A 20,975-nucleotide genomic window follows, 5' to 3' on the forward strand; every position below is an offset into this window, starting at 1 on the left:
CCGTCTCCCGCGCACCACCGAAACCGCCCCTCCCCCGTAAAGGAAGTCCGCCATGCCGCGATGGCGCATGCCCACCTGCGCGTCCGCGGCGCTCGCCGCAGCCGGTCTCCTGCTCTCCGGCTGCGCCAACCCGAGCGTCGGCAGCGCGAACGACGACCCGACCGAGCCGGTCACCCTGAAGTTCTGGCACGGCTGGTCGACGCCCGGCGAGGTCAAGGCCGTCAACGACAGCATCGCCCGCTTCGAGAAGCTGCACCCGAACATCGACGTGCAGGCCACCGGGAACGTGTCCGACGCGACCGTCAACCAGGCCCTCCGCGCGGGCGGCGACAAGGCCCCGGACGTGGTGTCGTCCTTCACCACCAACAACGTCGGCCAGTACTGCGACTCCGGGATGTGGGCGGACCTCGACCCGTTCATGGCGAAGACCGGGCTCGACAAGCGCAAGACGTTCCCCAAGACGCTGCTCGACTACACGGGTTACCAGGGCAACCAGTGCGCCCTGCCGCTGCTCGCGGACGCCTTCGGGATGTACTACAACAAGGACGCCTACGAGAAGGCGGGCATCGAACGGCCGCCCCGCACGATGTCCGAGTTCGAAGAGGTCTCCAAGAAGCTGACCATCCGCGACGGCAAGGGCTCGTACAAGCAGGTCGGGTACATGCCCAACTTCCGCTTCTACCAGAACAGTCCGGACCGGCTCTTCGCGCAGTGGGGCCCCCAGTACTTCGACGCGGACGGCGAAGCGCGGCTCGCCGACGAGCCGTCGTCGTACGAGTTCTTCAAGACCACACGGCAACTGGCCGACGCGCAGGGCGGGTTCAGCGATCTGGAGAAGTTCCGGATGTCGTTCGGCGACGAGATGTCCAGCCAGAACGCCTTCCTCACCGGCAAGGTGGCCATGCACCTCGACGGTGAGTGGCGCGGCCTGATGCTGGACGAGGCGAAGGCGAAGTTCGACTGGGGCGTGGCCCCGCTGCCCGTCCCGGACGACCAGGCCGACACGTACGGGCGCGGGTTCATCACCGGCACCGTCGCCGGGATCGCGCACAGCAGCAAGCACCAGAACGCCGCCTGGGAGCTGGTGCGGTTCCTGACCGCGGACACCGAGCAGGTCGTGAACTTCGCGAACGCCATCCACAACGTGCCCTCCACGTTCGCGGCGCTCAAGTCGCCCGACCTGGACGCCGATCCGACCTTCCGGACCTTCTTCGACATCCTGGAGAACAAGCACAGCAAGGCCCTGCCGCCCTCCGTCAACGGCGGCGCCTACGTCGTCTCCCTGATGGACTTCGCGTACTCCGTGGAGGCCGGGCGCGTCCCCGACCTGCGCAAGGGCCTGCGGAAGCTCGACGAGCAGATCGACGCCGACACCCTCCAGTCGAAGAGCTGAGGCCCCCTCGTGGCAATGACCCTCTCCAACCCCGCGCGCCGCAGACTGCGCACGCTCGGTTTCCTCTCCCCGTGGCTGGTCGGCTTCAGCGTCTTCTTCGCGTACCCGCTGATCGCCACCGTCTACTTCTCGTTCATGCACTACAACCAGATCAAGGAGCCCACCTTCGTGGGCCTCAGGAACTGGACGTACGTGTTCGAGCAGATGCCCCTGTTCGGCCCGGCCCTGTGGAACACCCTCTGGCTGGTCGTGATCATGGTGGCCCTGCGAGTGGTCTTCGGGCTCTCGCTCGGGCTGCTCATCACGAAGATCAAGTCGGGGGCCGGGTTCTTCCGCACCGCCTTCTACATCCCGTACCTCGCGCCGCCGGTGGCCGCCACCGTCGCCTTCGTCTTCCTGCTCAACCCGGGCTCCGGGCCGGTGAACGAGATCCTCGGCGCGGTCGGGATCTCCGGGCCCAACTGGTTCAACGACCCGGACACCGCCAAGCCCTCGCTGGTGCTGCTCTCCCTGTGGGGCATCGGCGACCTGATGGTGATCTTCATGGCCGCGCTGCTCGACGTGCCGAAGGAGCAGTACGAGGCCGCGGAGCTCGACGGCGCGGGCGCGTTCGCCAAGTTCCGTTACGTCACCTGGCCCGCGATCACGCCGATCGTGATGTTCGCGGTGGTCACGGGCGTCGTGCAGACCATGCAGTACTACACGCAGGCCCTGGTGGCGGGGAAGGTCGCATCCGGCGTCAACATCGGGCCCGGGTCCGTCATCCAGCCCGGCTATCCGGACCACTCGACCCTCACGGTCCCCCAGCTCGTCTACCAGATGGGCTTCCAGAACTTCAACACCGGCGCCGCGTGCGTGCTTTCGCTCGTGCTCTTCGCCATCGCCATGGCCGTCACGCTGCTCCTGATGCGCAAGCGCTCCGGGCTGCTCTCGGCGGAGGACTGAGGACTTTCGATGACTTCCACGACTCTCAGCGCGCCCAGCGCGCCCGCCGCCTCCGCCGCCCCGAAGCAGCGCGGCCCCGCAGCCGCCCGCGCCCGCCGCAAGCGGGTCCTGCACTGGATCGCCGTGCACAGTGTCGCGATAGCCGTCGCGCTGCTCTTCGTCCTGCCGTTCGTCTTCGTCTTCCTGACGTCGGTGATGAGCGACTCGCAGGCGATGAGCGGCGACCTGTGGCCCGACTCCTGGCACTGGTCGAACTACAAAGCCGTGTTCGAGACGCCGGGCTTCCTGGACTGGTGGCGCAACTCGCTCATGTACGCGGGTCTCGGCACCCTCTTCACCGTCTGCTCGGCGATCCCCGTGGCGTACGCGCTCGCCAAGTTCCGCTTCCGGGGCAGGCGCACCGCGATGCTCCTGGTCATCTCGACGATGATGCTTCCGCCGCAGGTCATCGTGATCCCGATGTATCTGGTGTGGGCCCAGCAGTTCCACCTGTCGGGCACCCTGTGGCCGCTGATCATCCCGATGGCGTTCGGTGACGCGTACTCGATCTTCCTGCTTCGGCAGTTCCTCCTGACCATCCCCAAGGAGTACATCGAGTCGGCGAAGGTCGACGGCTGCGGCGAGTTCCGCACCATGATCAAGATCGTCGTACCGATGGCCAAGCCCGGCATCGCCGCCATCGCGCTCTTCCAGTTCTTCTACTGCTGGAACGACTACTTCGGGCCGCAGATCTACGCCGCCCAGAACCCCGGCGCCTGGACACTGAGTTACGGCCTGGAATCGTTCAAGAGCGCCCACAGCGTCAACTGGAACATGACCATGGCCGCGACCCTGCTCGTCATGGCGCCGGTCATCATCATCTTCTTCTTCGCACAAAAGGCCTTCGTCGAAGGCGTCACCCTCACCGGAGTAAAGGGCTGAGAACCGATATGAAGCTCGCAGTGGTCGGCGGAGGGTCGACCTACACACCCGAACTCATCGACGGATTCGCGCGGTTGAGGGACACCCTGCCGATCGAGGAGCTCGTCCTCGTCGACCCCGCCGCCGACCGTCTCGAACTCGTCGGGGGCCTGGCGCGGCGCATCTTCGCCAAGCAGGGGCACCCCGGCCGCATCGTCACCACCTCCGACGTGGACGCGGGCGTCGCGGACGCCGACGCGGTCCTGCTCCAGCTGCGCGTCGGCGGGCAGGCGGCCCGCCAACAGGACGAGACCTGGCCGCTGGAATGCGGCTGCGTCGGCCAGGAGACCACCGGCGCGGGCGGCCTGGCGAAGGCCCTGCGCACCGTGCCCGTCGTCCTGGACATCGCCGAGCGCGTACGGCGTACGAACCCGAACGCGTGGATCATCGACTTCACCAACCCCGTGGGCATCGTGACGCGGGCGCTGCTCCAGGCCGGGCACAAGGCGGTCGGCCTGTGCAACGTGGCGATCGGCTTCCAGCGCAAGTTCGCCAAGCTGCTCGACGTCGCGCCGGGTGAAGTCCATCTGGATCACGCGGGGCTCAACCACCTCACCTGGGAGACGGGCGTACGTCTGGGGGGCCCGGCCGGGGAGGACATCCTGCCCAGGCTGCTCGCCGAGCACGGTGACGCGGTCGCCGCCGACCTGCGCATGCCGCGCGAGATCGTCGACCGGCTCGGCGTCGTGCCCTCGTACTACCTGCGTTACTTCTACCAGCACGACGCGGTGGTCGAGGAGTTGCGGACCAAGCCGTCCCGCGCCGCCGAAGTAGCGGCGATGGAGCGGGAGTTGCTGAAGATGTACGGCGACCCGACGCTCGACGAGAAGCCGGAGCTGCTCGCCAAGCGCGGTGGCGCCTTCTACTCGGAGGCGGCCGTGGACCTGGCCGCCTCACTGCTCGGCAACGGAGGCAGCCCCTACCAGGTGGTGAACACCGTCAACAACGGCACCCTGCCGTTCCTGCCGGACGACGCGGTCATCGAGGTGCAGGCCACGGTCGACGGCAAGGGCGCCAAGCCCCTGTCCGTGCCGAAGCTCGACCCGCTGTATGCCGGGCTCGTCGCGAACGTCACCGGGTACGAGGACCTGGCGCTCCAGGCGGCGCTGCACGGGGGCCGCGACCGCGTCTTCAAGGCGCTGCTCGCCCACCCGCTGGTCGGCCAGTACGCGTACGCGGAAGCGCTCACCGACAGCCTCATCGCTCACAACCGGGAGCACCTGGCGTGGGCGTAGGCATGAGTGTGCTCGCGATCGACGCGGGCAACAGCAAGACCGACGTCGCGGTGGTCGCGGCCGACGGCACCGTCGTCGGCGCGGCCCGCGGCGGTGGGTTCCAGCCGCCCCGGGTCGGCGTCGAGGCGGCGGTGGATGTCCTTCAGGAGGCGGTGAAGCGGGCTCTGGCCGAGGCGGGCACGGACTCCGTCGGGCATGTGTCCGCCTGTCTCGCCAACGCCGATCTCCCCGTCGAGGAGAGGGAGTTGGGCCTTGCCCTGCGCCGGCGTGCGTGGGGACCCTCGGTCGAGGTGCGCAACGACACCTTCGCGATCCTGCGGGCCGGGCTCCTGGAGGACGCCGAGCCGCGGGGCGTCGCCGTGGTGTGCGGCGCGGGCATCAACTGCGTGGGCATGCTGCCCGACGGTCGCACCGCGCGCTTCCCCGCCATCGGCCGGCTCTCCGGCGACTGGGGCGGCGGTGGCGGCCTCGCCGAGGAGGCGCTCTGGCACGCGGCGCGGGCCGAGGACGGCCGTGGCGACGCGACCGCACTGCGCGAGGCGCTGCCCGCGCACTTCGGGCTGTCCTCCATGTACGCGCTGATCGAGGCCCTGCATCTGGGCTCCGTCGCCCCCGTACGGCGGCACGAGCTGACGCCGGTGCTCTTCGCCACGGCGGCGGCGGGCGACCCGGTGGCCCGCTCGCTGGTGGACCGGATGGCCGACGAGGTCGTCGCCATGTCGACCGTGGCCCTCGACCGCCTCGACCTGCTCGGCGAGGAGACCCCGGTACTGCTCGGCGGCAGCATCCTCGCCGCCCGCCACCCGCAACTCGACGACCGCGTCCGGGCTTTGCTGGCCGACCGGGCACCCAAGGCGGTGGCCAGGGTGGTCGTCGCCCGCCCCGTGCTCGGCGCGGCGCTGCTCGGCCTGGACCAGGTGGGGGCGCCGACCGAGGTGCACGCGCGCGTGCGGGGGCACTACGAGAGTGGCACGGGAGCCTGAGGCGGCTGAGTTCGTCGGCCCGGGAGGGAACCGAAGCGCACCGGATCGCGTATTCAAGGGCAGGGGTGGTGTGCGATCTTCGCGCGATCCGGGCGGGGCGACCGGGAAAAGGTGATCCACACACGGTGATCCGCGCACGCATGATCAGAACAAGATCCAGTCAATGCCTGTGCGGATGTCAGTCCCTGCGGCAATACTTGCGGCCGTGCACTTCTTCCCGCACCGCGCATGCCGGGCGGAAGTGAACGTCCGATGACCAAGGGGGAGGTCGAGGTCGAGGTGACATACCCGCCGAACGGCAGCGCCGCGCCGCCGGGACAGGCCGCGCCGACGATGCCCGCCGTCCCGCCGCAGGCAGGGCCGGACTCCGCGGCATCCGCACAGGCCGTGCCGGGCACGGCGCCCCGCCGTCCCGCGTGGATCGAGGGCCGGGACCGGCTGCGCGCGGCGGCGACGACGGAGCCGGGCAGGCTGCGGATCATCGGCGCCTTCCTCGCGCTGCTCGTCGTGGCGTTCGGCGCGGTCACCACCTGGCAGATGTCCGACCGTTCGGCCGCCGCTGACAGCGTCCTGAACCGCAGCCAGCCGCTGAGCGACGACGCGGCGGCCATCTACCGCTCTCTCGCCGACGCCAACACGGCCGCGTCCAGCGGCTTCCTGGCAGGCGGCCAGGAACCGGCAGACGTACGCGACCGGTACAAGGCCGACATCGAGCGGGCCTCGGAGAAGCTGGCGAACGCCGCGTCGAACGCGGGCTCGGGCTCGTCGGCCGCCGCGTCGGTGAGCAAGCTGAACAAGCTCCTCCCCGAGTACACCGGCCTGATCGAGCGGGCCCGCGCGAGCAACCGCCAGGGCCTGCCCCTGGGCGGCGCCTATCTGCGGTACGCGAACGACAAGATGCAGACCCAGATGCTCCCGGCCGCCGAGCAGCTCTACACCGCGGAGAAGCAGCGGCTGAGCAGGGACTACGACGACGCGAAGCCGTATCCCTGGCTGGCCATCGCCATCGGCCTGCTCGCGCTCGGCGCCCTGTTCTGGGCCCAGCGCCGCAACTACCGCCGCACGAACCGCGTGTTCAACCACGGCCTGGTCGCCGCGACCGCCGCGGCCACCGTCGTCCTGCTCTGGCTGGTCGCGGGGCACACCTTCGCGCGCTCGGGGCTGAGCGACTCGTACGACAACGGCGTGAAGTCCCTGAACGTCCTGAACGACGCCCGCATCAGCTCGCTCAAGGCCCGCAGCAACGAGAACCTCACGCTGGTCAGCCGGGGTGCGGAGACCGTCGAGGTGGGCGCGGCGAAGGAGATCAAGGACAAGTTCGACGTCGCCTACCAGTCGCAGATGAAGCAGCTCGGCAGCGCCGACAGCGGGCTGCTCGGCAAGGCCGTGGCCGTCGCCGACAACGACGCGGGCAGGAACCCCGTCAAGGAGGCCGCGAAGAACGTGTCGGTCTGGAAGGACCGGCACAAGACCGCGCGGGACAGCGACGACGCGGGTGACTACAAGGGAGCGCTCGCCAAGGTCGTCGGCGACAAGGACGACGAGCCCACCGGCGAGTGCTTCGACAATGTCGACGACGCGCTCGACGACGCGCTGAAGCACGAGCGGAACGAATTCAAGCTGGCGGCCGAGGACGGCAAGGGAGCGATGAGCGGGCTCCCGGTGGGCGCCGCCGTGCTCGCCGTGCTCGCCGCCATCGGCGCCGTGCTCGGCATCGGGCGCAGGCTGTCGGAGTACAGGTGAGAGGGGGCGAGCGGACGATGCGTACGCGAGGACTGGCGAGGATGCGCGGCTGGGGTGGAGCTGCCGCCATGGCGGTGGCCTGCGCACTCACGGGCTCCCTCGTACTCGCGCTTCCGGAGGCCGGCAGCGCGGTCAAGTCCGACAAGGGCGAGGGCCGGGTCTCCCAGGGTTCCGCGGCGGCCGCACCCGCGCGCGCCGAGGAGTGCGAGACCCCGGAGGAGAGCCTCTCGCCGGACGACAAGGACGGCCCGACGATCGAGGCCATCCGCGAACGCCCGGTCAAGAAGCTCATCGTCGGCGTCGACCAGAACAGCTACCGCTGGGGCTATCGCGACCCGAACAAGAAGACGGCGACGCTCGAAGGCTTCGACATCGACCTCGCGCACAAGATCGCCGAGGAGATCCTCGGTGACCGCGACGCGGTGCTCTTCCGCGCCATCCCCACCAACCAGCGCGTCAAGGCGATACAGAGCGGCCAGGTCGACATGGTCGTGCGGACCATGACGATCACCTGCGACCGCGAGAAGGAAGTCACCTTCTCCACCGCCTACTTCAAGACCGGGCAGCAGGTGCTCGCCCCCAAGTCCTCTGACATCACCGGGTTCGACGACTCCCTGGACGGCAAGAAGGTCTGCTCCGCGAAGGGTTCCACAGCCCTCACCAAGCTCGGAGAGCTCAAGAAGAAGGGCCTGGATGCCGACATCGGGACTACGGTCCCGAACCAACTCGACTGCCTGGTAAGGCTTCAGCTCGGTGAGGTGGACGCCGTCGTGACCGACAGCGCGCTCGCCGCGAGTCAGGCCGCGCAGGACCCGACGGTCGAGCTCAAGGGCGACGCACCGCTCAACACGGAGTACTACGGCGTGGCGATGAAGAAGCCGGAGAAGGGCGGGGACGACCTGGTGCGGCGGGTCAACCAAGTCCTTGAGGACTACCGCAAGAGCGGCGACGGCGAGAGCGGCTGGCAGAAGTCCTACGACAAGTGGCTGAAGCCGGCCCTCGGCGAATCGGCGGGACCGCCCGCGCCGAAGTACAGCGACTGAGCCGGACATGCACAGCAACGCAGAGCGGAGAGGTGATCGATGAGCGTCGCGGGCCCCCCCGGTCCTGTGATGGACCGGGACGAGGCGGACCGTGCGCTGGCGCGGCTCGACGCAGAGCACGAGGCGATCGAGACCTCGCTCCTCGCCCTTCAGGATCACGCGGGCCGCAGGCTCCTCGAAGGCGCCGGTCTCACCGGCACCACGCAGGAGCGCTGGCAGTCCACCGAGCAGCAGATCACCCTCCTGTGGGCGTACTTCGACGCGTACGCCGCCGCCCTGCGTGCGGCGCACGAGGTGCGGGCGCGCAGACGCTGGCCGAACAGGGACGACCTGGTGGAGCTCACCGAGCTGCTGCGCGGTGAGAGCGTCACCGTCGCCGGCGGCGCCGCCCCCGCGCCGTCGGCCTCGATCACAGGACCGGCCAAGCTCACCGAACGCTTCACCCTGATCGAACTCGTCTCACGGATGAACGACCTGTACGCGCACTCGCTCGACATGGTCGTCGCCGCCGACGCGGTCTGGTCCGCGCTGCCCGCCCGCATCGACCTCCTCGCGGCCGAACTGCAGCGCACCCGCCAGCTCGCCCACTCCGTGGGAGTACGCCCCGGTGAGCACCCGGCGGGCGACGACCTGGAGCGGATCACGGCGGAGCTGACGCTCCTTCGCGAGCAGGTGATCTCCGACCCGCTGGCCTTCTGGCAGCCCGCGCAGGGCAGTTCGGCCCCCGGCGGCGGCCGTCCGCACACCGAGCGGTACGACCGCGAGGCCCGCGCCCTGGAGGACGTACGCCGTGAGATCGACGCGGTGCTCACCGTCCGGCAGGACGCAGAGCTGCGTCTTGGCAGGCTCCGTGACGTGCTCTCGCGCGCGGACCGCACCCTGGCCGAGGCACGCTCGGCGCGCGGCGAGGTCCTCGCCAAGATCGCCGCGTCCGAGGTGCCTGCCGTCAGCGGTCCTTCGACCGCGCTGCAGGAGCAGCTCGCGATGGCGTCCGACTACCGCAGGCACGCCCAGTGGCACCGCCTCTCCCCGCTCCTCGAGTCCCTGGAGGAGAAAGCCGAGGACGAACTCCTGCGCGCCCGTGAGTCGTTGACGGCCGTCACCCAGCCCCTCGCGGTCCGCGCGGAGCTGCGCGGCCGCCTGGACGCGTACAAGGCGAAGGTCTCCCGCCTCGGCCACGCGGAGGACCCGCTCCTGATCGAGCGGTACGACGCGGCACGCCGGATGCTGTGGAGCGCGCCCTGCGATCTGCGCGTCGCCGAACAGGCCGTGCTTCGTTATCAGCAGGCGGCCGCCGAAGTCCTTGCATCGAGGGTCCCGCAACAGGGCGGTCCCACCGACCGGAGGGGGGAAGCATGAGCGAGCAGCAAAAGTGCCAGCGACCCGGATGCACGGGGTCGTACGAGGACGTGGGCGGCGGCGAGCTGTACTGCGACACCTGCGGCCTGGCCCCGGTCGTCTCGCCGACGGGCATGGTGTCCTCTCCCCCGACCGGCATCACCGGCGGCGGCAAGGGATCGGGCAGCAGCAGCTCCCGGTCGAGTTCGCGGTCGTCGTCGCGCTCCGCGCGGTCCCAGTCGTCCCGCAGATCGGTGTCGGGGCGCCTGTCGCGCTCGCTGTCCGGCAGCTCGACGTCCCGCTCGGTCTCGGTGCGCAGCTCCGGCCCGTCGGCCGGCACGTCAGGCCGCAGCAGGCTGGGCGTGGGCCTGGTGCTCGTGCCCGAGGTGCCGCGCCCCGATCCGCGCCAGGCGGTGCAGGAGAACCCCGAGGTCCCCGAGCGCAAGCGCTTCTGCTCGCGCTCCGACTGCGGGGCGCCGGTGGGCCGCGCGCGCGGGGAGCGGCCCGGCCGCACCGAGGGGTTCTGCACCAAGTGCGGCCACCCGTACTCGTTCGTGCCGAAGCTGAACGCCGGCGACATCGTGCACGGCCAGTACGAGGTCGTGGGCTGTCTGGCGCACGGCGGGCTCGGCTGGGTCTATCTCGCCGTCGACCGCGCGGTGTCCGACCGCTGGGTGGTCCTCAAGGGCCTGCTCGACACGGGCGACCAGGACGCGATGGCCGCCGCGATCTCCGAGCGCCGCTTCCTGGCCGAGATCGAACACAGCAACATCGTGCGCATCTACAACTTCGTCGAGCACCTCGACCAGCGCACGGGCTCCATGGACGGCTACATCGTCATGGAGTACGTCGGCGGCAAGTCCCTCAAGGAGATCGCCAACGAACGCCGCACGCCGCAGGGCAAGCGCGATCCGCTGCCCGTGGAGCAGGCGTGCGCCTTCGGCATCGAGGCTCTGGAGGCCCTCGGCCATCTGCACAGCCGTAATCTCCTGTACTGCGACTTCAAGGTCGACAACGCGATCCAGACCGAGGACCAGCTCAAGCTGATCGACATGGGCGCGGTCCGCCGCATGGACGACGACGAGTCGGCGATCTACGGCACGGTCGGCTATCAGGGCCCCGAAGTCGCCGAGCTCGGCCCGTCGGTGGCCTCCGACCTGTACACGGTGGCGCGCACCCTGGCCGTGCTCACCTTCGACTTCCAGGGCTATACGAACGTCTTCGTGGACTCCCTGCCGGACCCCGACAACATCGAGGTCTTCCGTACGTACGAGTCGTTCTACCGCCTGTTGGTGCGCGCCACCGATCCGGATCCGGCTCGCCGGTTCGCCTCGGCGCAGGAGATGGCGGAGCAGCTCACGGGCGTCCTGAGGGAGGTCGTGGCCCTCCAGACGGGCCGGCCGCGGCCCGCGCTCTCGACGCTGTTCGGGCCCGAGGTGAAGGTCACGGACACGGAGTTGTTCGCGGAACTGACCGGGGACGTCTCGCAGTTCGGGGTACGTGTACTGCCCGCGGGGCGGCGCACGGGACGCCCCGAACTGACGGCGGGCCAGGGGGCGGGCGGCAACGGCACGCCCGCGACCGCCCCGCCCGTGCCTCCGGCCGCCCCTCCGGCCCGGATCGTCCGGCCTCTGGACGCCCCCGCGACGGCCCTCGCGCTCCCGGTGCCGCGCGTCGACCCTAACGACCCGAACGCCGGGTTCCTGGCCGGGCTCATGGCTTCCGCGCCCGCCGAGCTGATCACGGCGCTGCGGGTGGCGCCCACCGACTCCGTGGAGCTGCGCCTTCGCGGTCTCCGCGCGCGCCTCGCCATGGGTGAACTGGAGTCTGCCGCCCAGGCGTTGACCGAGCTCGAGATACAGCATCCGGATGACTGGCGGGTGGTCTGGTACCGCGGTGTCGCCTCGCTGGCGACCGGCGACCACGAGAACGCGGCGCTGTCCTTCGACGCCGTGTACGACGCGTTCCCCGGCGAGCCCGCGCCCAAGCTGGCCCTCGGCGTCTGCGCGGAGGTCCTGGAGCAGCTGGACAACGCGGCCGAGTACTACCGCCTCGTGTGGGCCACCGACCCGAGCTATGTCAGCGCGGCGTTCGGCCTGGCCCGCGTACAGCTCGCGTCGGACGACCGGCGCGGTGCCGTGCACACCCTGGAGTCGGTGCCCGAGGCCTCGATCCACTACACGGCGGCCCGCGTGGCGGCCGTGCGGGCGAGGCTGCGGCACCGTATGACGCCGGGCACCGCGCCGTCGCCCGGCGGCCGTCTCGGCGACTTCCTCGACGATCTGACGGCCTCTGCGGGCCAGGTGGAGGCCCTCGCGGGCTTCGGCCTCGACGCGGTGCGCCGCGAGCGACTGTCCACCGAGGTCCTTGGCACCGCGTTGGACTGGGTACTCTCCGGTAGGCACCCTGGTCACGCCTCCGCCCCGCCGGCAGCACCCGCTGCACCGGCAGGCGGCTCGCGGACCGTGCTGCTCGGCAGCGACCTCGACGAGCGGGGCCTCCGGTTCGGTCTGGAGCGCTCGTACCGAACGCTTGCCCGGCTCGCACAGGGTGGCGAGGAAAGGATCGAACTGGTGGAGCGGGCCAACCGTTTCCGCCCTCGGACGTGGGTGTGAAGATGTCGCAGATGCACCAGCAGACTGCCGGGGCAGGTTCCACGTGCCCCGGCTGCGAAGAGCCGCTGGAATCGGGTGACCTGTTCTGCGGGGCGTGCGGGTTCGACCTGTCGGCGCAGCCGGCCGGGTCGGACGACCGCCCCACCGTCGCGATGAACGGCTCGTCGTCCGCGCCACCGCCCGACGCGTCGTCGCAGTGGCCCATCGCCCCGGACGTGGACAGCTCCGACATGCCGGTGCCCGCGCACCTGCCCACCGACCTGCCGGTCACGGAGTCTTCGGGCGGCGAGCTCTCCCCGAACGCGGGGGACGCACAGGGTGCACAGGCAGCGCAGGGCCCCCAGGGAGCACAGGGCCCACAGGGTGCGGGGGACGTACGCACGGACGTTCCCTTCGCGCGGCCCGCCGAGCCGGACGAGTACCCCCTGCCCGCCCCCGGCGCCCCGCCGGAGCCCGCCGATCCCCGGACGGTCCTGTCCGACCCCACGCCGGCCGCGGGCACCAAGCTCTGCGTGGCGTGCCGTTCGGGCCGCGTGGACCCGGACGGGTACTGCGAGAACTGCGGGCACGCGCAGCCGCGCGAGCGCGACCACATGGAGCAGGAGCTCGACGCGGTCGCCGCGGTCAGCGACCGGGGCCTGCGCCACCACCGCAACGAGGACGCGTTCGCCATCTCGTCGGCCGCGCTGCCGGACGGCTCGCCCGCCGTCGTCGCGATCGTCTGCGACGGCGTCTCGTCCGCGACCCGCCCCGACGAGGCCTCGCTGGCGGCATCCCGCGCGGCCAACGAGTCGCTGCTCGCCGCCCTGCCGCGCGGCACGCACCCGCAGCAGGCCATGCACGACGCGATCCTCTCGGCGTCCGACGCCGTCAACGCCCTTGCCGCGGAGCCCACCGGGGCCAGGGAGCACTCCCCGCACCAGAACGCGCCAGCGTGCACGCTCGTCGGCTCGATCGTCGCCGGTGGTCTGCTGGTCGTCGGCTGGGTCGGCGACAGCCGCGCCTACTGGGTCCCCGACGACCGCAGCGGCCCGACCGTCCGGCTCACCGAGGACGACTCATGGGCCGCGCAGATGGTGGCCGCGGGCCTGATGAACGAGGCGGAGGCGTACGCCGACGAGCGCGCGCACGCCATCACGGGCTGGCTCGGCGCCGACGCGTACGAACTGGAGCCGCACACCGCTTCCTTCAAGCCGGACCGTGCGGGTGTAGTGGTGGTATGCACCGACGGGCTCTGGAACTACGCGGAAGCGGTGGAGGAAATGGCCCGCGCCGTGCCCGTCGATGCGGCCCAACGCCCGCTGCACAGCGCCCAGGTCCTGGTCGGCCACGCACTGGACGGCGGCGGCCACGACAACGTAACAGTGGCGATTCTGCCGTTCCGTGTCGTGCCGCAAGGGGCAGGATCGGCCTAGTGGAGGGCCCCGCCACCGAGGGCCGCCCATGCGCACTTGTCACCCACCGGCTTGGGGAAGCCGCTGGGAACGTCTAGGGGGAGCAGGGATCCATGGCCAATTTCTCGAAGTCGAACGTGCCGCAGTTCTCGGTCGACGTGTACCAGAACGAGTACCTCCCGGAGGGCGGCCGCGAGGTCAACGCGATCGCCACAGTCACCTCGACGGGCGGTGGCACGGTGGGGTCCGCGGTGAGCGCCCCGCATCTCTATTCGGCGGGGCAGACCCCGGACGCGGCCGTGGCGATCATGGTCGACTGCTCGGGCTCGATGGACTACCCGCCGACGAAGATGCGCGGCGCCCGCGACGCCACGTCCGCCGCCATCGACGCCGTACGTGACGGAGTCCACTTCGCCGTGATCGGCGGCACCCATGTCGCCAAGGAGGTCTATCCGGGAGATGGCCGCCTCGCGGTCGCGAGCGCGACAACCCGGGAGCAGGCCAAGCAGGCCCTGCGCAAGCTCAGCGCGGGCGGCGGTACGGCCATCGGCACCTGGTTGCGCCTGGCCGACCGGCTTCTGGCCTCGGCCGATGTCTCCATACGGCACGGAATCGTGCTGACGGACGGCCGCAATGAACACGAGTCACCTGAGGATCTGCGGGCCTCCCTCGACGCCTGCACGGGCCGCTTCACCTGCGACGCCCGCGGTGTCGGCACCGACTGGGAGGTCAAGGAGGTCACCGGCATCGCCTCCGCGCTCCTCGGCACCGCCGACATCGTCGCCGACCCCTCGGGGCTCTCCGCCGACTTCACGCAGATGATGGAGGCGGCGATGGGCAAGGAGGTCGCCGACGTCAGCCTGCGGCTGTGGACGCCGATGGGCGCGGAGATCAAGTTCGTCAAGCAAGTGGCGCCCACGGTCGAGGAGTTGACCGGCCGTCGCACGGAGGCGGGGCCGCGCGCCGGCGACTATCCCACGGGGTCCTGGGGCGACGAGTCCCGCGATTACCACATCTGTGTCGAGGTGCCGAACGCCGAGCTCGGCCAGGAGATGCTCGCGGCGCGTGTCTCGCTGATCGTGCCGCAGCCGGACGGCAGCGCCCAGACGCTCTCCCAGGGTCTGGTGCGGGCCGTGTGGACGGATGACATGTCCGCTTCGACGTCGATCAATCCGCAGGTGGCGCACTACACGGGCCAGGCGGAACTGGCCCAGGTGATCCAGCAGGGCCTCGATGCGCGCAAGTCGGGAGATATGGACGGAGCAACGGCCAAACTGGGCCGTGCCGTTCAGCTCGCCAGCGCCTCCGGCAACGAGGACACCGCGAAGCTGCTTTCGAAGGTGGTCGACGTGGTCGATGCCGTGGCGGGTACTGTTCGATTGAAGGCGAGGGTTGCCGAGGCCGACGAGATGACTCTCGAGACGCGGTCCACGAAGACTGTTCGCGTGAAGAAGTAGCAGTGTGAAGTAGAAGCAGTGTGAAGTAGCACCACCCAGCACCACCCATACTCATTAGCCCCACAGCAGCACGTACGGCCCTCGGGCCGGAGAAGGAGAGGGGGAAGCGCCGACATGCCGACCTGCCCGAACGGACACCAGTCGGGTTCCGATGACTGGTGCGAGGTCTGCGGTCACCGCATGGCCGGTGCCGTACCGCCGCCTCCGCCACCCCCGGCAGCGCCGGGCTACGGCTATCCGCCGCCGCCCGGCCCCGGCCCCGGCCAGGACTCCGGATACGGATATCCCCAGCACAACCAGGGACGCCCGCATCTGTCGTCCGTGCCGGACCAGGCCGCAGAGGCCGAGCTCTGCCCGCAGTGCCGCACGCCCCGCGAGGCGAACGCGCCGTTCTGCGAGGAGTGCCGCTGGAACTTCCTGACGAACACGGCGACCTCGTACACCCCGGCCGCCCCGCACCCGCCCGTGTCCAACCCGGCGCAGCAGTTCCAGCAGCCGCCCGGCCAGCAGCCCCACGGCACCCAGCCCGGCCAGGACCCGTTCGGATACCAGGGCTCGCGGCCCTCGCAGATGAACCGGCCCGCCGAGCCCATCCCGCCGTTCGGCAACGGCAACCCCTCCGGTCAGGTGCCCCCGCCGTACGGCGGCGAGGCGCCCCCGCCGCCCTACGGCGGTGACCCGTCGGGGCCGCCCCCGCAGGCGTTCCAGCAGCAGGGTCCGCCGGCGCCGCCCGCGTTCCCGCAGGAGACGGGGACTCCGCCGCCTCCCGGCCCGGGTCCCTCGGGTCCCGGCGGTCCGTCCTTCGGTGGCGGTGGCGACGACTGGGTGCTCCCGCCTCCCTCGACGTCCGCTCCGGGTCCCGGCGCCCCGCAGGCTCCCGAGCAGGGCGAGTGGGGCCAGCAGCAGCCGGGCCAGCAGCAGCCTCAGCAGACGCAGGCGCCGCAGGGCCCTCCCGGCTATCAGGCGGTGCCGGGCCCCAGCACCGGCACGGTCACCTGGTCGGCGACGATCGGGCCCGACCGTGAGTACTTCATGGCGATGATGCACCGCAGCGGTCCCGAGGCGTCGGGCCTGAACCTGCCCGCGTACTCGCCCGAGCAGCAGCGCCCGCTGGCCGGCAACCAGATCACCATCGGCCGGCGCAGGCACTCCACCGGCGACACCCCGGACATCGATCTTTCGGTGCCGCCGGAGGACCCGGGCGTCTCGCACCAGCACGCGGTCCTGGTCCAGCAGCCGGACGGCAGCTGGGCGGTCGTCGACCAGAACTCGACCAACGGCACCACGGTCAACAACGGCGAGGAGCCCATCCAGCCGTTCGTGCCGGTGCCGCTCCAGGACGGCGACCGGGTGCACGTGGGCGCCTGGACGACGATCACGATCCGGCACAGCTGAGCCGCTGATACCGCGGGCTCACACGAGTGGCCAGGCGTACGGCCCTTCGGGGTCGTCGAGCCAGGCCCACTCGTGCGGCCCGCTGACGGAGACGCCGAACCGCTCGCGCACCGGCCGGTCCTCGCGCTGCCACAGGGCGAGGGCCTCGTAAGGGTCGAGGCTTCCCGCGGTCAGCTCGAGCAAGAAGCGGAAGAGTTCGTTCTGCAGGGACCTGCGGGGCAGCCCCCCGAGGTGCTGCGCGTGCGGGGCCCTTCTGCTGCCTCCGCGCAGCGGCACGAAGTACGCGGGGGTGTGCAGGAAGCGGCCCTCGGCATGCTCGGCGTCCCTCACGGTCAGAGCGATCAGGCCGGTGGCCAGCGGGGCCAGGATGCGGGCGCCGGGGCGGCACTGGGCCAGCCAGGGGCGCGGCACGGAGGTCAGGGTGCAGGTCGCGATGATCCGGTCGTACGGAGCGCGCTCGGGGCACCCCGCGCTGCCGTCGCCGGTGACGACGGCCGGGTGGTACCCGGCGGCCGTGAGATGCCGCCGCGCGGACTCGGTGATCTCCGGGTCCAGATCGACGGTGGTGACGTGCTCCTCGCCGACCCGGTGGGCGAGCAGGGCCGCGTTGTAGCCGGTACCCGCGCCGATCTCCAGGACATCGCAGTCGCCGTCGCGCAGGTCGAGCTCCTCCAGCATCTTCGCCATCAGGGAGGGCTGGCTGCTGGACGAGAGCAGGTCTCCATCGCGTACGCGGGTGGCGAGCGGGGCGTCCGCGTAGGCGCCGCGCAGCCAGCGTGCCCGGTGTGCGGGGTCGGGGTCCTCGCCCCAGAGGCGTTCGTAGCCGCCACCGGAGGACGCGATGTAGTAGTACGGCACGAACAGATGCCGCGGGACGTGCTCGAACGCCGCGCGAAGGCCGGGGTCCCGCGTCCAGGCGCCGCTCGCCTCGATCTCGCGCACCAGGGCGGATCCGGCCTCCGCGGCGATGAGTGGGTCGACTGTGGGTCCCATATAGCCACTGTGCTGCGGTATGGCCCGCGATGCGAGCGGCGAAACGTACCGATCCGGGCGTGGGTCCTAAGACTTCCGTCCTCGGCCGCCTCGTCTGAGACCATGGACGGTGTGAAAGAGATCCCGCGCGGCACGCTTCAGGAGCAGACCTTCTACGAACAGGTCGGCGGCGAGGAGACCTTCCGGCGCCTGGTGCACTTCTTCTACCAGGGGGTCGCGGAGGACCCGCTGCTGCGGCCGATGTACCCGGAGGAGGATCTGGGCCCGGCCGAGGAGCGCCTCGCCCTGTTCCTGATGCAGTACTGGGGCGGCCCGACCACGTACAGCGACAACCGCGGCCACCCCCGGCTGCGGATGCGGCACGCCCCGTTCACGGTCGACAGGGCCGCGCACGACGCGTGGTTGAAGCACATGAGGACCGCCGTCGAGGAGCTGAAGCTCTCCGAGGAGCATGAGCGGACCCTGTGGAACTACCTGACGTACGCGGCGGCGTCCATGGTCAACTCCGAGGGCTGACGGCTTACGGCGCTCTTTCGGTGGCGGTGGCCCGGCCGCTAGGCCGGCGTCACCGTGAGCCCGCCGACTCCGGCCCGGCGCACGGCGATCGACCCATAGTTCGTACGCAGTCGCAGCCACGCACCGCAGGACAGCAGGTCGAGCGAGTCCCCCCGCAAGAACCCCAGGGCCTGCGCGGCATGCGCGGCCCGCACGGGCAGACCCGTGTCCCCGATGGTCCTGGACCAGATCTCCCGGCCCAGCCGGTCGAGTTCCGCCCGGACCCGCCGCTCCTGCGGCAACTCCTCGACCCGGGACTTGAATTCGGTGACCGCGGCCGCCACGAGGCCCCGGACGGCGTCCGCCGGCACAAGCCCCTGCTCCTGCCGCCAGCCGCTCCGTGGCGGAAGAATGCCGGCCCACGGCGGCCCGGTGACGGCCTGCGGCACGAAGGCCACGCCCGCCGACTCGACGGACTGGGCCGACTCCCCCACGGATTCGAGTAGTTCACCGGCGGAGACGGTGACATCGAGCGAGGAATCGAGCCCGTGCTCGTACGGCTTGGCGAGCCGCGCCGTACGGATGGCGAGCACTTCGAACGACGGCGGCCTGCCGAACACGGCAAGCGTGTCGTCGATCGCCTGCAGCCGCACCGCGGCGGCCTTGTCGTAGTAGATGAGCCGCGCCAGGAAGGCGGCGAGATCCCCCGCCTCCCTGGCATCGGCGAAGTGCAGCTGCGCCGTCATGCGACGAGCGCCTCCGCACCGTCGTCGGTCGCGTCGTCCATGAACGTCAGGAGCACGGCCTTCTCCTCGGCCGTGATCCTCCGGGGGCGCTGTGCCTCCAGGTTGAAGGGGACGACGATCGTCGATGCCCGCACGTACACCTGCTCGGGGTCCTTGACCTCGTAGGAGATGGTGAGCGAGGCAGCGCCTATCTTCGTCACCCACGACTCGATGGTCACCGGCGAGTGCCGGTGGACCAACGGCCGTACGTAGTCGATCTCGTGGCGGGCCACGACGGACCCGCCCGAGAACGACGGGCTGCCGTCGCCCGGTGCCAGCTGGAACATGAAGTCGATCCGCGCTTCTTCCAAGTACCGCAGGAAGACGGCGTTGTTGACGTGCCCGAAGGCATCCATGTCCGACCACCGGAGGGGGCAGCTGTAGATATGCCGGCTCATGACAGCCTCAGCCTCGGGTGAGCTTCTTGTACGTGGCGCGGTGCGGACGGGTCGCGTCCGCACCCAGGCGCTCGACCTTGTTCTTCTCGTACGACTCGAAGTTGCCCTCGAACCAGTACCACTTGGACTCGCCCTCGTAGGCGAGGATGTGCGTGGCGACCCTGTCGAGGAACCACCGGTCGTGGGAGATGACCACAGCCGCGCCGGGGAACTCGAGCAGCGCGTTCTCGAGCGACGAAAGGGTCTCGACGTCGAGGTCGTTCGTCGGTTCGTCGAGGAGGAGCAGGTTGCCGCCCTCCTTGAGGGTCAGCGCCAGGTTGAGGCGGTTGCGCTCACCACCGGAGAGCACCCCGGCGGGCTTCTGCTGGTCCGGCCCCTTGAACCCGAAGGCACTCACATAGGCGCGCGAGGGCATCTCGACCTGGCCGACGTTGATGTAGTCGAGCTCGTCGCTCACGACAGCCCAGAGGGTCTTCTTCGGGTCGATGTTGGCGCGGCCCTGGTCGACGTAGCTGACCTTGACCGTGTCACCGACCTTGATGCTGCCGGAGTCCGGCTCCTCGAGGCCCTGGATCATCTTGAACAGCGTGGTCTTGCCCGCGCCGTTCGGACCGATGATGCCGACGATGCCGTTGCGCGGCAGCGAGAAGCTGAGGTTGTCGACGAGCACCTTGTCGCCGAAGGCCTTCGAAAGGTTCTCGACCTCGACGACGATCGAGCCCAGCCGCGGGCCCGGCGGAATCTGGATCTCCTCGAAGTCCAGCTTCCGCATCTTGTCCGCCTCGGCGGCCATCTCCTCGTAGCGCGCGAGACGCGCCTTGGACTTGGCCTGCCGCCCCTTGGCGTTGGACCGCACCCACTCGAGCTCTTCCTTGAGCCGCTTGGCGCGCTTCTCGTCCTTGCGGCCCTCGACCTTGAGACGGGTCTGCTTCTTCTCCAGGTACGTGGAGTAGTTGCCCTCGTAGGGGTGGGCGCGGCCGCGGTCGAGCTCAAGGATCCACTCGGCGACGTTGTCGAGGAAGTACCGGTCGTGAGTGACGGCGACAACGGCGCCCGCGTACTTGGAGAGGTGCTGCTCCAGCCAGTTCACCGACTCGGCGTCGAGATGGTTGGTGGGCTCGTCGAGGAGGAGCAGGTCGGGCGCCTCGATGAGGAGCTTGCAGAGCGCGACGCGGCGCTTCTCACCACCGGAGAGGGTGGTGACGGGCCAGTCGCCGGGCGGGCAGCCGAGCGCGTCCATGGCCTGCTCGAGCTGGGCGTCGAGGTCCCAGGCGTTGGCGTGGTCCAGGTCCTCCTGGAGCTTGCCCATCTCTTCCATGAGCGCGTCCGAGTAGTCGGTCGCCATGAGCTCGGCGACCTCGTTGAAGCGCTTGAGCTTGCCCATGATCTCGGCGGCGCCGTCCTGGACGTTCTCCAGGACGGTCTTGCTCTCATCGAGCTGCGGCTCCTGCATGAGGATGCCGACGCTGTACCCGGGCGAGAGGAACGCGTCACCGTTGGACGGCTGCTCGAGCCCGGCCATGATCTTCAGCACCGTGGACTTACCGGCGCCGTTGGGGCCCACGACACCGATCTTGGCGCCAGGCAGGAAGCTCAGGGTGACGTCATCAAGAATCACCTTGTCGCCGTGCGCCTTGCGCGTCTTGCGCATGGTGTAGATGTACTCAGCCAAGAGAAACCGTCCGGCAATCAGTGAGTGGGCAGATACACCCCATCTTGCCTGACGGCCACCTACCGGGGGAAACCAGTATGGGTGGGGGGCCATGACCTGGACGTTCTCCGGTCGCTTGGGTAGTTGATCTG

Annotated in this window: 17 protein-coding genes; 13 read left to right on the top strand and 4 right to left on the bottom strand. The window is 70.2% G+C overall.

The features are described from left to right. Window positions 1–52 precede the first annotated feature (52 nt). The 12 genes from ACZ5WE_RS04985 (at window position 53) to ACZ5WE_RS05040 (ending at window position 16,501) form a co-directional block, all read left to right on the top strand. Window positions 53–1,393, top strand: coding sequence for an ABC transporter substrate-binding protein (locus tag ACZ5WE_RS04985; RefSeq protein WP_467687430.1), 1,341 nt, complete (start codon window positions 53–55; stop codon window positions 1,391–1,393). Window positions 1,394–1,408: 15 nt separating this feature from the next. Continuing rightward, complete coding sequence (locus ACZ5WE_RS04990; RefSeq protein WP_467687428.1) at window positions 1,409–2,338, top strand: carbohydrate ABC transporter permease; 930 nt, start codon at window positions 1,409–1,411, stop codon at window positions 2,336–2,338. Window positions 2,339–2,347: 9 nt separating this feature from the next. Beyond that, window positions 2,348–3,259 (top strand): carbohydrate ABC transporter permease, encoded by a 912-nt coding sequence (locus ACZ5WE_RS04995; RefSeq protein WP_467687426.1) that lies wholly within the window; start codon window positions 2,348–2,350, stop codon window positions 3,257–3,259. An 8-nt stretch (window positions 3,260–3,267) separates the two neighbouring features. Further along, window positions 3,268–4,533: a 6-phospho-beta-glucosidase gene (locus tag ACZ5WE_RS05000; protein WP_467687424.1), complete on the top strand. Its 1,266-nt coding sequence runs from the start codon at window positions 3,268–3,270 to the stop codon at window positions 4,531–4,533. 2 nt (window positions 4,534–4,535) lie between these two features. After that, window positions 4,536–5,516, top strand: a complete 981-nt coding sequence (locus ACZ5WE_RS05005; RefSeq protein ID WP_467687422.1) for an N-acetylglucosamine kinase — start codon at window positions 4,536–4,538, stop codon at window positions 5,514–5,516. Window positions 5,517–5,795: 279 nt separating this feature from the next. Further along, window positions 5,796–7,259, top strand: coding sequence for a hypothetical protein (locus ACZ5WE_RS05010; protein ID WP_467687880.1), 1,464 nt, complete (start codon window positions 5,796–5,798; stop codon window positions 7,257–7,259). Between the two features lie 17 nt (window positions 7,260–7,276). After that, window positions 7,277–8,302, top strand: a complete 1,026-nt coding sequence (locus ACZ5WE_RS05015; RefSeq protein WP_467687420.1) for a glutamate ABC transporter substrate-binding protein — start codon at window positions 7,277–7,279, stop codon at window positions 8,300–8,302. A 39-nt stretch (window positions 8,303–8,341) separates the two neighbouring features. After that, window positions 8,342–9,661, top strand: coding sequence for a coiled-coil domain-containing protein (locus tag ACZ5WE_RS05020; protein ID WP_467687418.1), 1,320 nt, complete (start codon window positions 8,342–8,344; stop codon window positions 9,659–9,661). Then, entirely contained in the window at window positions 9,658–12,255 is a 2,598-nt protein-coding gene (locus ACZ5WE_RS05025) for a serine/threonine-protein kinase (RefSeq protein WP_467687416.1), read from the top strand. Before ACZ5WE_RS05020 ends, ACZ5WE_RS05025 begins: the two co-directional genes overlap by 4 nt. Window positions 12,256–12,257: 2 nt before the next feature. Beyond that, window positions 12,258–13,670 (top strand): PP2C family protein-serine/threonine phosphatase, encoded by a 1,413-nt coding sequence (locus ACZ5WE_RS05030; RefSeq protein ID WP_467687414.1) that lies wholly within the window; start codon window positions 12,258–12,260, stop codon window positions 13,668–13,670. 92 nt (window positions 13,671–13,762) lie between these two features. Then, window positions 13,763–15,106 carry a VWA domain-containing protein gene (locus ACZ5WE_RS05035; protein WP_467687412.1) on the top strand — a complete coding sequence of 448 codons (1,344 nt, stop codon included), beginning with the start codon at window positions 13,763–13,765 and terminating at the stop codon, window positions 15,104–15,106. A 114-nt stretch (window positions 15,107–15,220) separates the two neighbouring features. After that, window positions 15,221–16,501 (top strand): FHA domain-containing protein, encoded by a 1,281-nt coding sequence (locus ACZ5WE_RS05040; protein ID WP_467687410.1) that lies wholly within the window; start codon window positions 15,221–15,223, stop codon window positions 16,499–16,501. Window positions 16,502–16,519: 18 nt separating this feature from the next. Here the strand turns inward: ACZ5WE_RS05040 and ACZ5WE_RS05045 are convergent, their stop codons facing one another. Further along, complete coding sequence (locus ACZ5WE_RS05045; RefSeq protein ID WP_467687408.1) at window positions 16,520–17,494, bottom strand: methyltransferase domain-containing protein; 975 nt, start codon at window positions 17,492–17,494, stop codon at window positions 16,520–16,522. A 102-nt stretch (window positions 17,495–17,596) separates the two neighbouring features. On the opposite strand from ACZ5WE_RS05045, the gene ACZ5WE_RS05050 reads away from it, so the two are divergent. Next, window positions 17,597–18,010 carry a globin gene (locus ACZ5WE_RS05050; RefSeq protein WP_467687407.1) on the top strand — a complete coding sequence of 138 codons (414 nt, stop codon included), beginning with the start codon at window positions 17,597–17,599 and terminating at the stop codon, window positions 18,008–18,010. A gap of 38 nt (window positions 18,011–18,048) precedes the next feature. Here ACZ5WE_RS05050 and ACZ5WE_RS05055 read toward each other — a convergent pair whose 3' ends face one another. Genes ACZ5WE_RS05055 through ettA form a run of 3 tightly spaced genes read right to left on the bottom strand, consistent with a single transcriptional unit; the run spans window position 18,049 to window position 20,844 of the window. After that, window positions 18,049–18,735 (bottom strand): DUF8185 domain-containing protein, encoded by a 687-nt coding sequence (locus ACZ5WE_RS05055; RefSeq protein WP_467687405.1) that lies wholly within the window; start codon window positions 18,733–18,735, stop codon window positions 18,049–18,051. Next, window positions 18,732–19,172, bottom strand: a complete 441-nt coding sequence (locus tag ACZ5WE_RS05060) for an acyl-CoA thioesterase (RefSeq protein WP_467687404.1) — start codon at window positions 19,170–19,172, stop codon at window positions 18,732–18,734. The genes ACZ5WE_RS05055 and ACZ5WE_RS05060 overlap by 4 nt, the downstream gene beginning before the upstream one ends. A gap of 7 nt (window positions 19,173–19,179) precedes the next feature. Further along, window positions 19,180–20,844, bottom strand: a complete 1,665-nt coding sequence (ettA, locus tag ACZ5WE_RS05065) for an energy-dependent translational throttle protein EttA (RefSeq protein WP_467687402.1) — start codon at window positions 20,842–20,844, stop codon at window positions 19,180–19,182. Between the last annotated feature and the right edge of the window lie 131 nt (window positions 20,845–20,975).

It is taken from the genome of Streptomyces sp. NPDC033180, from assembly GCF_055577645.1.